The organism is Lachnoanaerobaculum sanguinis, assembly GCF_033242365.1.
Taxonomy (GTDB): Bacteria; Bacillota; Clostridia; order Lachnospirales; family Lachnospiraceae; genus Lachnoanaerobaculum; species Lachnoanaerobaculum sanguinis.
On record NZ_BTHK01000001.1, the window covers coordinates 167,952 to 181,828 of the forward strand.

At 36.2% G+C, this 13,877-nt stretch carries 12 protein-coding genes and 1 tRNA gene; 1 reads left to right on the forward strand and 12 read right to left on the reverse strand.

Annotation, left to right across the window (positions count from 1 at the left end; genetic code table 11):
- Positions 1–13: 13 nt before the first annotated feature.
- The 12 genes from SBH76_RS00825 to SBH76_RS00880 all read right to left on the reverse strand — a co-directional run bounded on the left by SBH76_RS00825 (position 14) and on the right by SBH76_RS00880 (position 12,311).
- Positions 14–1,579, reverse strand: coding sequence for a carbohydrate-binding domain-containing protein (locus SBH76_RS00825; protein WP_317976433.1), 1,566 nt, complete (start codon positions 1,577–1,579; stop codon positions 14–16).
- Between the two features lie 172 nt (positions 1,580–1,751).
- Positions 1,752–2,330, reverse strand: a complete 579-nt coding sequence (locus tag SBH76_RS00830; RefSeq protein ID WP_317976434.1) for a cell wall-binding protein — start codon at positions 2,328–2,330, stop codon at positions 1,752–1,754.
- Between the two features lie 243 nt (positions 2,331–2,573).
- Positions 2,574–3,641: a mannonate dehydratase gene (uxuA, locus tag SBH76_RS00835; RefSeq protein ID WP_317976435.1), complete on the reverse strand. Its 1,068-nt coding sequence runs from the start codon at positions 3,639–3,641 to the stop codon at positions 2,574–2,576.
- Between the two features lie 53 nt (positions 3,642–3,694).
- Positions 3,695–5,305: a mannitol dehydrogenase family protein gene (locus tag SBH76_RS00840; RefSeq protein WP_317976436.1), complete on the reverse strand. Its 1,611-nt coding sequence runs from the start codon at positions 5,303–5,305 to the stop codon at positions 3,695–3,697.
- 198 nt (positions 5,306–5,503) lie between these two features.
- Positions 5,504–7,114, reverse strand: coding sequence for an FAD-dependent oxidoreductase (locus tag SBH76_RS00845; protein ID WP_314100199.1), 1,611 nt, complete (start codon positions 7,112–7,114; stop codon positions 5,504–5,506).
- Positions 7,115–7,128: 14 nt separating this feature from the next.
- Positions 7,129–7,692: an alkyl hydroperoxide reductase subunit C gene (gene ahpC, locus SBH76_RS00850; protein ID WP_007592352.1), complete on the reverse strand. Its 564-nt coding sequence runs from the start codon at positions 7,690–7,692 to the stop codon at positions 7,129–7,131.
- A 412-nt stretch (positions 7,693–8,104) separates the two neighbouring features.
- Entirely contained in the window at positions 8,105–8,842 is a 738-nt protein-coding gene (truA, locus tag SBH76_RS00855; protein ID WP_317976437.1) for a tRNA pseudouridine(38-40) synthase TruA, read from the reverse strand.
- A gap of 4 nt (positions 8,843–8,846) precedes the next feature.
- Complete coding sequence (locus tag SBH76_RS00860; protein WP_315051563.1) at positions 8,847–9,653, reverse strand: energy-coupling factor transporter transmembrane component T family protein; 807 nt, start codon at positions 9,651–9,653, stop codon at positions 8,847–8,849.
- Positions 9,646–10,521 carry an energy-coupling factor transporter ATPase gene (locus tag SBH76_RS00865; RefSeq protein ID WP_317976438.1) on the reverse strand — a complete coding sequence of 292 codons (876 nt, stop codon included), beginning with the start codon at positions 10,519–10,521 and terminating at the stop codon, positions 9,646–9,648. Before SBH76_RS00865 ends, SBH76_RS00860 begins: the two co-directional genes overlap by 8 nt.
- An 18-nt stretch (positions 10,522–10,539) precedes the next feature.
- Positions 10,540–11,394 (reverse strand): energy-coupling factor transporter ATPase, encoded by an 855-nt coding sequence (locus SBH76_RS00870; RefSeq protein ID WP_317976439.1) that lies wholly within the window; start codon positions 11,392–11,394, stop codon positions 10,540–10,542.
- A 63-nt stretch (positions 11,395–11,457) separates the two neighbouring features.
- A tRNA-Arg gene (locus SBH76_RS00875) sits at positions 11,458–11,531 on the reverse strand.
- Between the two features lie 48 nt (positions 11,532–11,579).
- Positions 11,580–12,311 (reverse strand): TraX family protein, encoded by a 732-nt coding sequence (locus tag SBH76_RS00880; RefSeq protein ID WP_317976440.1) that lies wholly within the window; start codon positions 12,309–12,311, stop codon positions 11,580–11,582.
- 194 nt (positions 12,312–12,505) lie between these two features.
- Here SBH76_RS00880 and SBH76_RS00885 point away from each other — a divergent pair, with 194 nt between their 5' ends.
- Complete coding sequence (locus SBH76_RS00885) at positions 12,506–13,864, forward strand: MATE family efflux transporter (protein WP_317976441.1); 1,359 nt, start codon at positions 12,506–12,508, stop codon at positions 13,862–13,864.
- Positions 13,865–13,877 lie beyond the last annotated feature (13 nt).

Genomic DNA, 13,877 nt, shown 5'->3' on the forward strand with positions numbered 1-13,877 from the left:
TCAAATATTATTTTTAATTTTTTTCTGTCTGTGATGAATTACTGCTTGGTGGCTCCGGCATTTCAAGTTCATTACCGTTTGCATCGGTAGGCTTTTGTGGCGGCTCTCCTGTAGGATGATTTCCTCCCGGACCTCCGTTTCCATCAGGGGCACCCATGCCTCCTTGACCTCCGGGTCCTCCACCGGTACTTTCTCCGATAGTATTTCCACCTGCTGTTATAGTAACTTCACTGCTGTTATCTCCTGCAGTTACTGTATATGTTTCTCCTGTAGTTAACTTATCTGAAGATATAACTGCAAAGCTGAATGACTTGGCTGCTGTATAGCTTACAACAACATTACCGCTCTTATCGGTTACCTTTATCTCCGTTCCTGCTTCAAGAGCACTTGAATAGTACGCAGTTATAAAGTTCTGTGTTGAATTACTTGAAAATGTCTGTGACATCTCCTGAACACCGGTACTTACAAATGTACCGCTTGTAATTGTCGCTTCACCATTGTAATCAAGTGCAACGTCCGGACCTGAAGTTGCTCCCGATATATATACAGTTCCTCCTTCAATATATACCTGACCGTTTGAATCAATACCGTCTGCTCCGGCGTCTACATTCACCACACCACCTGTAATCTTTAAGTAAGTATCAGCCTGGTTCTCCTCTCCATATGCTTCCTTTTCTTCATCTGAGGCACTGTCATCTAGAAGACCTCTTGCATTCAGACCGTCATCTGTTGCAACAATATCAATATTTCCACCGTTAATATCAATAGTAATAGCCTCAAGACCTTCTCCGGCCTTTTCTATATTGATATTTCCGCTGTTTATTACCAACGCACCGTCTGTTGTGATACCGTCATCTTCTGCATTTATAGTTATATTTGCATTTTCTATGGTAACAGAATCTTTACCCTTTATAGCCTTATCTACTGAATCAATATATATATTTCCACCAAGTATAATAAGATTATCTTTTGATTTTATTGCCGCCGCAAAATTTGAATCTATATTAAGACTGCCGTTTCCGTTTATCGTTAAATTATTTTTTACAAATAATGTTGCATCAGGTTCATCTTCACCATCCGCATACTCATAGCTTGTTCCGTCGCTGAGAGTGTTTGTTGTTCCGTCTACAAGTGTAATTACAACTTTCTTCCCTGTAGCTGCATTAATAGCTGCAGATTTTGTATTTGTAATATTAATGCCGTTGAATACCAGGTGTACTACATCCTCATCACCAACTTCAGTTATTATCTGTCCGTCAAAGTCTCCGCTGAGAACATATGTACCCGCCTTTGTTATTTTAATATTTCCATCTTCAAATGTAGCACCGTCTCCCGTTATATTGGCACTACCGACACTGAGTTCAATCTTTGTATCTGAGTCTGAGTATGAAGTATTAAGATCTTCATCTGAATATTCACCAACTGTTGTTATACTTGAAGTATTGGTTGCAGTAGTTTTATTCTGCTGTATTGTTGTTTCTGTTGTAGTTGTTGTCTTTTTATTTGAACAACCTACTATTGCTAATCCAAGCGCCATAGTTATAAGCCAAACACACATTTTCTTTTTATTCTTTTTCATATTGTACCTCGTTTCTAAAATGGGGTTTTTTTTATGCGCTGTATTATCTAATAAAGATATGTTCAAAATGTGTGCTTCAAGTGTAAAGTTTGTGTTTTCCTCTTATTGAATTTAAAAATTCTATAAAAAAGCAGATAGGCAACAACCTATCTGCTTAAATCTTTTTCTTAAATTATCTTGCTACATAAACTCCATCATTATTTACATAGTAACCGTCAGGAGTTGTTGCATTGTACCACATAGCGCCGTTAGCATCGAAATAGTACCAAAGATGTGTATTCTCTGTGAGTAACCATCCGATGTTCATATGTCCGTCATCATGTAAGTAGTACCAGTTGTTATTGATATGTAACCATGAAGTATACATATAACCGTCTGCATTGAAATAATACCATTTAGAATCCTTGAATACCCAAGTATTCTTTGCATAATTTCCTGCACCATAGTTTAACCACCAGCCGTTAGCATCCTTCACCCATGTACCTGCTGAAGAGCTTAAAGTTGATACTGAGCTGCTTCTTCTGTTGCTTGAACCTGAACCACCTGACGATGAAGAACCGCCTCTTCCTCTTCCTGAACTTGAAGGTGTTGCAACAGATGGTGTTGAAGGTGTTGCTGTTGATGATGTTGCCACTACTGCAGTAGTACTTCTTGACGGTATAATAATTGTTGATGGAGCTGCATTAGCTGCAAAAACTGCTCCAAATGTTAAACCTAATCCTAATGTAAGTGTCGCTATTAAACGTTTCATATATCCCTCCATATATCAAATTAATTTAATATTTCTTAACGAAACATTTAGGATAATAACATCATTCAACAAATAATGCAATGTAAATTACCTTTCTAAAAAATTACAACTTTCTTACATAATTAATTGTAATCTGTGAAACACATATATTAACAGATACAAGCAATTAACATATGTTAATTATTTTAATTAAAAAAGTTTTCACATAACATAAAAGGGAAGGCATAACCTCACCTTAAAACCTTATTTCTTATCAAATTTTTCAAGTGCGTCCCATACACCAAGAATATACATTACACCAAGTGCTCTGTCATACAGACCGTATCCAGGTCTACACTTTTCATCCCAGATATGTCTTCCATGGTCAGGACGAATATATCCTGTATATCCACAGTCGTGATAAGCCTTTATAATATCAAGGATTCCTACATCTCCGTCACAATCTCTATGTGAAACTTCCGAGAAATCTCCTCCTTCATAGTGCTTTACATTTCTTATATGTGCAAAGTAGATTCTGTCACAGTGCTTCCTTACTATATTTGCAACTCTGTTTTTCTCATTTGCTCCCAATGAACCTGAACAAAGTGTAAGTCCTGAATAAGGATTGTCTACAAGCTTTAAAAACTTATCGATTGCAGCTTCATCAACCAAAAGTCTTGGAAGTCCGAAAATATCCCATGGCGGATCATCCTGGTGAATAGCCATTTTGATATTACATTCCTCACAAGTAGGCATTATTGCCTCCAAGAAATACTTTAAGTTTTCCCAAAGCTTTTCTTTTGTAACAGGCTTATATGCCTCAAAAAGCTCCTTCAGATGCTCAAGTCTCTCAGGTTCCCAACCGGGCATTGTGTATCCCTTTGACCCTTCTATGATATATTTTGCCATCTCAATAGGATCTTCTCTGATAACTTTCTTTTCATAAAAAAGTGCATTTGAACCGTCAGGCAACTCATGATGTAAATCAGTTCTTGTCCAGTCAAATACAGGCATAAAGTTGTAACATACAACTTTTACACCGAATTTTGCAAGATTTTTTAGAGTTGTTTTATAGTTCTCTATAAGTGCATCTCTACTTGGTAAACCTATCTTTATATCATCATGAACATTTACTGATTCAACAACATCCATATTGAAACCATATGGCTCCAGTTGCTTTCTTACTTCTTCTATCTCAGCCACTTCCCAAACTTCTCCTGCAGCCTTATTATGTAGTGCCCAAACAATGCCCTCTACACCCGGAATCTGCTTGATTTGCTTTAAGGTAACGGAGTCATTTCCTTCACCGTACCAGCGCCAAGTCATTTGCATAAATTTCTCCTTCTATAATATCTATACAGTAAAAGTAACCAAAGTTACCGATATTATCCCACATATTTCTTCAATGTCTCCCTTACAGCTCCTTTTCCTGCTATAAGTTCAACAAAGTATTTTTCTGCAAGCTCTCCAAGACCTACTTCATAAAGATTTACTCCAAATATAGAAGCATCGCTAAAGAGCTTTTCCAGTCTTGAATGTACATCAGTATCACCGATCTTAATATCTTCCACCATAGGAACTACCTTATCAAGTAAAGGATCCGGACTGAGCTCAAATTTATTTAAATTGTCATCGATACCCATAAGATATCTTGCCCAACCTGCAAATACAAGTGGTATAAGCTTAAGGTCTGATACCTTTAAACTTTCACTCTTCTCATATGCCTTTATCGTCTCACCGAATCTTATTGCAAGCTTTTGTGATGTATCACAGGCAATTCTCTGCGGTGTATCAGGCATAAACGGATTTGGAAGTCTTACCTCTACTACTGTATCTATGAAATCTTTAGGATTTATAATTCCCGGATCTGTAACTACAGGAAGTCCCTCTTTGTATCCGATAGTCTGAATAAGTTTTGTGAGCTCTGTATCTTTCATCTCGTCACTGATTTTTTCATATCCCAAGAGACATCCATATATTGCAAGAGTTGTATGTAAAGGATTAAGGCATGTACATACCTTCATTCTCTCTACCATATCTACAACTTCACGCTTTGTAAACATTACTCCACCATCTTCAAGCTTAGGTCTGCCGTTCGGGAAATTGTCCTCAATTACAAGGTATTCAGCCTCTTCTGCATTTACAAACGGTGCCACAAATGTATTCTTGCTTGTCTTAACAAAACCAACATCCTCTATACCGTCTTTAACAAGCATATTCATTACGGAGTCAGCCGGTCTCGGTGTTATTTTATCAATCATAGACCATGGGAAACTTACCTTTTTTTCATCTTCTACATATGATAAAAATCCTTTGTCACAGACATTGTTATCAGACCAATTCTTTGCAAATGCTGTTACAGCGCCTTTAAGCTTATCACCGTTATGTGAGCAGTTATCCATACTTACCATGGCAACCGGAAGTGCACATGCCTTAAATCTCTCATAGAGCATAGCACATACCTTACCCATATAGCTGTTTGCTTTTTCAGGTCCTACTTTAAAATCAGCCTCAATACCTGCAGGAGTATTGCCGTTTCCATCCACTACAGCGTATCCCTTTTCAGTAATTGTAAAACTTACCATTTGAAGCGAAGGTTTTCTGAAAAGCTCCTTTAACGTTTCATAATCCGTATTTTTAGGATCTACTCTCAAAGACTCTACGACTGATCCTACAATATTTTTCTCAACCGTACCGTCACAACATAGTTTCATATATATTGTTAAATCATCAAATGACTTGAATGCCTTATCTATTATTTCATAATCAAAACCTTCTGCAACAACAAGACCTATATCTGTTTTCTTTTCATTTAAGAGATTGTTTAAAACATTTGCCTGGAATGCTCTGAAAATATTCCCGGCACCGAAATGTATCCAGTTCGGATTTGCAAGTGTATTATTTTTCACCTGCTCTCTGTCATACTTTGGTAGAGAGTATCCAAGTTTTTCCCATGCCGCTGCATTTTCTAAAATACTTATTTGATTAAGTTTCATTATTCTTCTCCTAATTTTTACCTAAAAGCTTAAAAACTATATTTATAAGCCACAACTTCGACCATAAATATATTACAATTTACGTTGTAAGACATTCAATATTTTATCATCTTTTCCAAATAAAAAGCAAGGCTGAACCGTTACAAAACTTCACTTTTATAACACGGTTCAGCCTACTGAATTCAATAGTTTTAATATTTAATTATTTATATACTCAAGAACTTCTTCTATACTCTTCTTACCGAAGAAAACTTTATCTTCATTCATTACCAAACACGGCACACTCATTACATGATACTTTTCTCTGAGATCTCCGAAATGATTTATATCATAAACCTGTGCATCAATATTCGTATTTAACGAAGCAATTCTTTGTACCGCTACAACAAGATCAGGACACATTGTACAGCTGAGTGATACTAAGATTTTAAACGATACTTTATCCTTTATATTAAGTATCTTCTCTCTTATATCATCACTTAATCCCTGTCCCGGACCTGATACATTGTATATACCAAGAATAAATGAAGTAAATTCATGTCCTCCCGGAACACCGTGGAATGCCAGACCACTGTATTCTCCGTCTCTATGTATTTCTACAACAGGGGCTTTTGCTTCATCTTTTACCTCTTCAACAGAAATCTTGTCTGTAAGTTTACCAAGCTCTGTCATATATGAAAGAAGTTCTTTTGATACATCATCATCCTTCACATATACCTTAAGTAAAATATCATTTTCCATCTTACCGAATACAGTATTTAACTGTGCCAGCATATCTGATGAGAATAATCCTTCTTCCTTGACTTCTTCCTTAGGTAAACTTCCCTTTCCTGCACCTGATTGCCTTATAGGAACTACAGGCTTGATACCTGTCTTTTTATGCATTACAGAGATATACTTTTCAAGTTCCGTTGCCGCAATACCTGCATCTCCTACAGTTGTTACCACCTGTCTGAGAGGCTTTATACAAACATCTCCTGCAGCATACAATCCGTCAATTGCAGTTTTCTTTGAGGCGTCTGTAATTACATATCCTCTTTCATCAAGTATTCCGAAGTCCTTTACCAAAGAGGTTGCCGGCTCATATCCTGCAAATACGAATACACCGAAACCTTCCTTATCTTCAAATACTTCTTCTTTACCTGTTTCATTGTTCTTATAAACAATTCTCTCAAGAACGTCTCCACCCTCTACTTTAACCACTTCAGTATGTGTAAGTACGGTTATGTTCTCGTTATCATAGGCATGCTGCGCAGTAGTCTTTGCGCAAGTAAAGTCAGGTTCTCTTATAAGAATGGTTACATGCTTTGCATACTTGGTCAAAAATACACTTTCTTCCGCTGCGGCAAATCCACCACCAACAACAAAAACCTCTTTTCCTTTAAAGAATTCTCCATCACATGTAGCACAATATGCAACTCCATGTCCTTTGAATTCAGCTTCACCCTGAAATCCTATCATTCTCGGCGATGCACCTGTTGCAAGTATTACTCCGAAACACTCAATATCTCCCTTTGATGTATGTACCTTTTTGATATCACCGTCCATATCAATGGAGTCAACTGTAGCAAGTAAGAATTCGGCACCAAAGTTTTCCGCCTGCTTTCTCATCTGCTCGCCTAACTTTGCTCCTGAGATATGCTCTATTCCCGGATAATTTACAACTTCAGCGGTCAGACTGATCTGACCGCCAAATTTCTCTTTTTCTATAACGAGTACACGATAATATGCTCTGGCTAAGTAAATAGCCGCTGTCAGACCTGCAGGACCTCCGCCCACAATGACTGCATCATACATGTTTTTACTCATAATGTCCCCTAATATTATAACTGACCTACAAGATCAAGACTTGGCTTTAATGTCTCAGCACCCGGCTGCCACTTAGCAGGGCAAACCTGATCGCCATGCTCATGAACAAACTGGCAAGCACGAAGCTTTCTTAAAAGTTCTTCCGCATTTCTTCCTACGCCACCTGCGTTTACTTCATAAGAAACGATCTTTCCGTCAGGATTGATGATGAAAGAACCTCTCTCTGCCAAACCGTTCTCCTCGATATATACTTCAAAATCTCTTGAAAGTACATGTGTAGGATCTGCAAGCATCGGATACTCGATCTTTGAAATACGCTCTGAATGATCATGCCATGCCTTATGTGTGAAATGTGTATCTGTTGAAACTGAATAAATCTCACATCCTGCCTCTTTAAACTCCTTGTAGTTCTTCTGTAAATCCTCTAACTCTGTAGGACATACAAATGTGAAATCTGCAGGATAGAAGAAGAATACACTCCACTTTCCTAAGATATCCTTCTTGGATACCTCAACGAAATCTCCCTTATGAAATCCCTGTACGCTAAACTCTCCAACTTCCTTGTTAATTAATGACATAATTGCCTCCTTATATAAATAAAATATTTTTAGTTCTAAATCAGTATAGGAAATATCTTTACTCGAAAAGTAAATGATAGGTTTTCCTAACCTGTTGTTATTATATTTAACATAAAATTATTGTATACACAATAGCATTTTTGTAATTTCAGCATTTTAACTAATAATAATTCCTATTATTACCAATTATATACACTAATTTTTTATATGGAGTTATGAGATTCTATACTCTGCTTAAGTTCTGATTCTGAATAAAATTATAGAAGTTTCATTCAAAATAAAAAAGGGGCGTTGCTCCGGATACCAATAAACTCAATATAGCTTAAATTCTATATATTTATATTATATTCCGAGCAGCAGCCCTCTTATTATTCATTATCTAAAAAAAGGATGCGATCATCTCGCATCCTGCTTAAATATATTCAATTTCAACCAAAGTCAGTCCCTTTGCAGGCATTGTCTGCCCTGCAAGTTTTCTGTTTTTTGCTTTCATTATCTCTGTTATATAACTTGGCGGATAAACACCCATACCTACCTTTATCAGAGTACCTGCTATAATACGAATCATATTGTAGAGGAATCCATCACCTCGTATTACTATTGTAATCATATCTTCATCCTGTAATACTTCTAAAGAGAATATAGTTCTTACAGGTGATGAGGCCTGAGATTTTTGTGAACAAAAGCTTGTAAAATCATGTGTTCCTATAAAGTATCCGCTTGCCTCTCTCATTTTATCAACATCCAGATTGAAGTAACAAAAATGTGCATAAAGTCTCTCTGTAGGTATATCAATCTTTCGATTCAAGATTCTATAGGTATATGTCTTTATACAGTCATTCTTTCTCGGATGCCAACCTGCTTCCACCTCGTCAGAATATTGTATTCTGATATCATCAGGAAGTCTTTGATTTATGGCAAATGCAAACTTATCTGCCGCCATTCTGGCATTGGTATCAAATACGGCTACATTTCCATAGGCATGTACTCCCGAGTCTGTTCTGGAGGCACCTATTATCTCTATTTCTTCACCTGTAAGTTTTGAAATGGCATTATTTAATACTTCTTCTATAGTTATTCCGTTAGGCTGCTTTTGCCAGCCGCAATAATTTGTACCGTCATAGGATACTATAAGTCTTATTCTTCTCATTACCCTACTTCCTAAAAACAAAAACCAAAGCAATACATATAAGCATATATATCAAATAATATAAATATGCAATTATATCAATCTTCTTATATTTTAAAGGTTTGAGCTTGGTTCTGCCCTCACCTCCGTGATAACATCTGGCTTCCATCGCCATGGCAAGATCTGTGGCTCTTCTCATTGCAGAAATAAAAAGCGGTACCAAAAGCGGTACCATCGCCTTTGCTTTTTGTATTATATTTCCCGACTCAAAATCGGCACCTCTTGCCATCTGAGCCTTCATTATTTTATCAGTTTCCTCTATCAATATGGGAATAAATCTAAGTGCAATCGACATCATCATTGATATCTCATGCACCGGTATCTTTATAACTTTCAAAAAGCCCATGCTTTTTTCAAGACCGTCTGTAAGTGCATTAGGAGTTGTAGTCAAGGTCATTACAGATGATCCCACTATAAGGAAGATCAATCTCAGTCCCATGAATATTGAAACTCTGATACCTTCTTTTGTTATTTTAATTATCCACAGTTTGAATACTACTTCTCCGTCAGTCAAAAATAAATTAAAGCTGACACTGATAATCAAAAGTATTAGGACAGCTTTCAGCCCCTTTATCATGAATTTTACAGGAACCTTTGAAAGCGAAATAGCAACCACTAAAAAGAGTGTTGCCAAAGCGTATCCCGGCCATGAATTCGCTATAAACAGAGAAACAATAAAAATCATGGTTCCAAAAAGCTTTGTTCTCGGATCAAGTCTATGTATTACAGAATCTATTGGGTAATATTGTCCCAATGTAATATCTCTAAGCATTTTTATCCTTTCTCTTTATATATTCTAATATTTTATCCCTGGCTTCTTCTATTGTAGTAATATCGTCCCCCAGGTCTACACCTTCTTTTTTCAGTCTCTCCACTATATAAGTTATTCCCGGCGCACTAAGTCCTATGCTCTCAAGATATTTATACTTCTTGAAAACTTCCTTAGGTGTTCCGTCTAAAACAAGCTCACCGGCATTCATAACAAGCAATCTGTCGACATACTTTGCTACGTCCTCCATACTGTGTGAAACTAAAATGACTGTCATATCCCTTGATTTTTTCAATTCTATAATTTCATCAAAGAGCTCATCTCTTCCCTTAGGATCAAGTCCTGCTGTAGGCTCATCTAAGATAAGCACTTCCGGATTCATAGCTAAAACTCCGGCTATGGCTACTCTTCTTTTTTGTCCTCCGGAAAGTTCAAAAGGTGATTTTTTATAATAACTTTCATCAAGACCTACCAAAGCAAGGCTTTCCTTTGCTCTTGCTTCCACCACATCTTCAGGAAGCTTTTGATTTCTCGGACCGAATTCCACATCTGAAAGTACATCCACCTCAAAAAGCTGATGTTCGGGATATTGGAAAACCAAACCTACCTTCTGCCTTAAAAGTTTCATATCATACTTTGCTGTATATATATTTTCTCCGTTAAAGAAAAGCTCGCCTGAGGTCGCTTTAATCAGTCCGTTCAGATGCTGTATCAAAGTGGATTTACCCGAGCCTGTATGTCCAATAATACCTACAAACTCACCCCTTTTGATGGTAAATGATACATCCTTTATGGCGTACTGTTCAAATGCGGTTCCTTCTCCATATATAAAGTTTAATTTCTTTGCTTCTATTTGCACATTATCTTGCATTATTATCTCCAAATGTGTTTATTTTAATATCGGTAAAAGGCTGTCTACAAGCTCATCCAATGTAAGTATGCCGTCCGGTAAATCAAGTCCTGATTGTTTCAGTTCAAATGCAAGCTCTGTAGTACTTGGTACGTCAAGTCGAAGTTTCTTTAATTCCTCCACATGTGAGAAAACCTCTTTCGGTGTGCCGTCCATAACTATCTTACCCTCATCCATAACTATAACTCTGTCGGCTTCTATAACCTCTTCCATATAGTGAGTAATCAGTATTACCGTGATATTTTCTTTTTTATTTAATTCAAGAACCGTCTTTATAACTTCTTTTCTTCCGTTCGGATCAAGCATCGCTGTAGGCTCGTCAAGAACAATACATTTCGGCTTCATTGCCATAATACCCGCTATAGCCACTCTCTGCTTTTGTCCGCCTGAAAGTTTATTCGGAGATTTATATCTGTAAGCAGTCATTCCTACCGCTTCCAGAGCGGCATCTACCCTCTTCCACATATCATCTGTCGGAATACCGATATTTTCAGGCCCGAATGCCACATCTTCTTCCACTACATTTCCTATGATCTGATTATCCGGATTTTGGAATACCATTCCTACCATCTTTCTCAAATCAAGAAGTGTTTCATCATTTGCCGTATCCAAATCAGAGATAAATACGGTACCTTCTGTAGGTAATAATATACCATTTAAATGTTTTGCAAATGTAGATTTTCCCGAGCCGTTATGTCCTAAAATCGCCACAAAATCGCCTTGTGTAATATCAATATTTAAATTATTGATAGCTCTTTTTACATCCTCTACTTTATCTTCTTCATCTCTGGTTATATAATCAAATATAAGCTTTGTTGCTTTTACTATTCCCATATTTTCCTTTTACTTACTTTTTATAAAACAAAAACCTCAGCAAGGTTGCTGAGGTTCTAATAACGTGCGTGAGAAGATTCGAACTCCCGACACCTTGGTCCGTAGCCAAGTGCTCTATCCAGCTGAGCTACACACACATTGCAAGTACATATTCTACATTAGTGTTTTGTGTTTGTCAATAGGATTTAAATATTTAAATAAAAACGTAAAATACCCAAAATAAGTATATGTACCGGATAAAAAAGATAATTGAACCACTTATATTGTTTACCTCTTTTTCCGTTATAGGTTAGAGTCAGAAAAAATCCAAAGCATGAGTATAACTCTTTTATAATAGATAAATATCCAAGCCCTGCTCCAAGTAAAGGTTTATCATAAAAAATATAGAAAATATACGCCGCTACTACCGCGTGGTAATCATAGTCAAGGCTAAGTTCCATTGCTGACAGTCCTGAAAATATAACTATTATAATAGAAACTGTATACCATAAAATTTTACTCTTAATCTTCCCTTTTAAGGTATCTATTATCCATATAGTTATTAGACATAGTGCCAGAGTAAACATCATATTGTTCCAATACGGATTAAAGAATGTTTTCGATGTAAACATATCAAAGGGTACTTCAGATATCACTCCGAATACTGTCAAAGTAATCAGATACTTCTTCCTGTTTTTTGTTTTATAAAATCCTTCCACTATAAAAAACACAAAAATAGGGAAAGCAATTCTCCCCAATATTGAAAATATATTTGACAAATACAATAAAAATCCACTGCCATCAAGCATCGGTGTTATAAGAGCATTGTTTACATGATCAATAAGCATTGAAATAAATGCTATGTATTTTAGCTGTGCTCCTGAAAAGATTTGAATTCTTTTTAATTTATCAGATTCAAATCGTTTATTTAATTCCATAGTTTCCCTCATATTTTTATATATTTATAAATCAAATTATACTTAATGGAATCTTATTATATCATATCAAAAGAAATATTTTATAAAATGAATTTTAACATATTCTTTGTAATCATTTGACTTGTAAGTACACTGCACATATAATGGTAAAATCACGCTCTTAAATAAGAGATTTATCAGTATGGAGGATTATTATGTACACCGCTACAAAAGGCAGCTCATCTTTTAATAAAGATATTTTAAGGCTTGCCATTCCGATAGTTTTACAAAATATTGTTACAACCGCTGTAAATTCTGCTGACGTAATAATGCTGGGCTTTGTAGGACAAGACGCACTTTCAGCCGGATCACTGGCAAATCAGGTTATGTTTATATTAAACCTTGTATATACAGGTATTTCATCCGGTGTCATAATGCTTGCCGCACAATACTGGGGGAAAAAGGATACAAAGACAATTGAACATATAATGGGCATAGGTATGCAGCTGTCCATGTTTATATCAAGTATGTTTTTTATTATGGCATTCTTTTTTCCACATATTTTAATGAGGATTTTTACAAATGATATCAACTTGATTACTTCAGGCATACCTTATCTTAGAATGGTAAGTTTCTCATATCTTTTTATGAGTTTTTCTCAAGTATATCTATGTGCAATGAGAAGTATAGAAAGAGTTCATTTCTCTACTGTTACAAATGCAGTTGCACTGATTTTAAACATTATCTTTAATGCAGTTTTTATTTTCGGACTGTTCGGTGCACCGAAGCTTGGAATACTTGGTGTTGCACTGGCAACCGTAATTGCAAGAGGTGTGGAATTTGCAATATGTGTTATAGATAATTTTATACCTAAAGCCATTCATTTTCATATAAAGAATATTTTGGAAGTAAATAAAATATTATTTTTTGATTTTATGAAATATTCTCTTCCTGCATTCGGAAATGAGATAGTTTGGGGAGTGGCCTTTTCAATGTACTCTGTTATTATGGGGCATCTTGACAGTGATATAGTGGCGGCAAATGCAGTAGTTGTGGTCGCAAGAAACCTTGGTACTGTGGCATGTTTCGGTATAGCTGATGCAGGAGCAATCATCCTTGGAAAGTCAATAGGTTCCGGAAATACAGATACTATAAAGTCCGATTCTTCACACTTTGTTAAAATAACAAGTATGTCTGCAGTTGTAGGTGGAATAGTTATATTTCTTTTACGACCTGTATTTTTCACTATGGCTGATTTAACTCCTACTGCAAAAGCGTATCTTAGTATAATGCTTTTTATAAATATGTATTATATAGTAGGCCAGGCATTCAATACGGCAATGATTTGTGGTGTTTTCAGGTCGGGTGGTGATTCAAAATGGGGATTTTTCTGTGACATAGTAGATATGTGGTGCTATTCGGTTCCGCTTGGCTTTATATCGGCTTTTGTTCTTAAGCTTCCGCCAATGTGGGTATACTTCCTTATTTGTACCGATGAGTTTGTAAAGATTCCTTTTGTATACAAGCATTATAAGAGCTATAAATGGCTGAAAAATATTACAAGAGATTTTTAAAATAAGGGGCGAT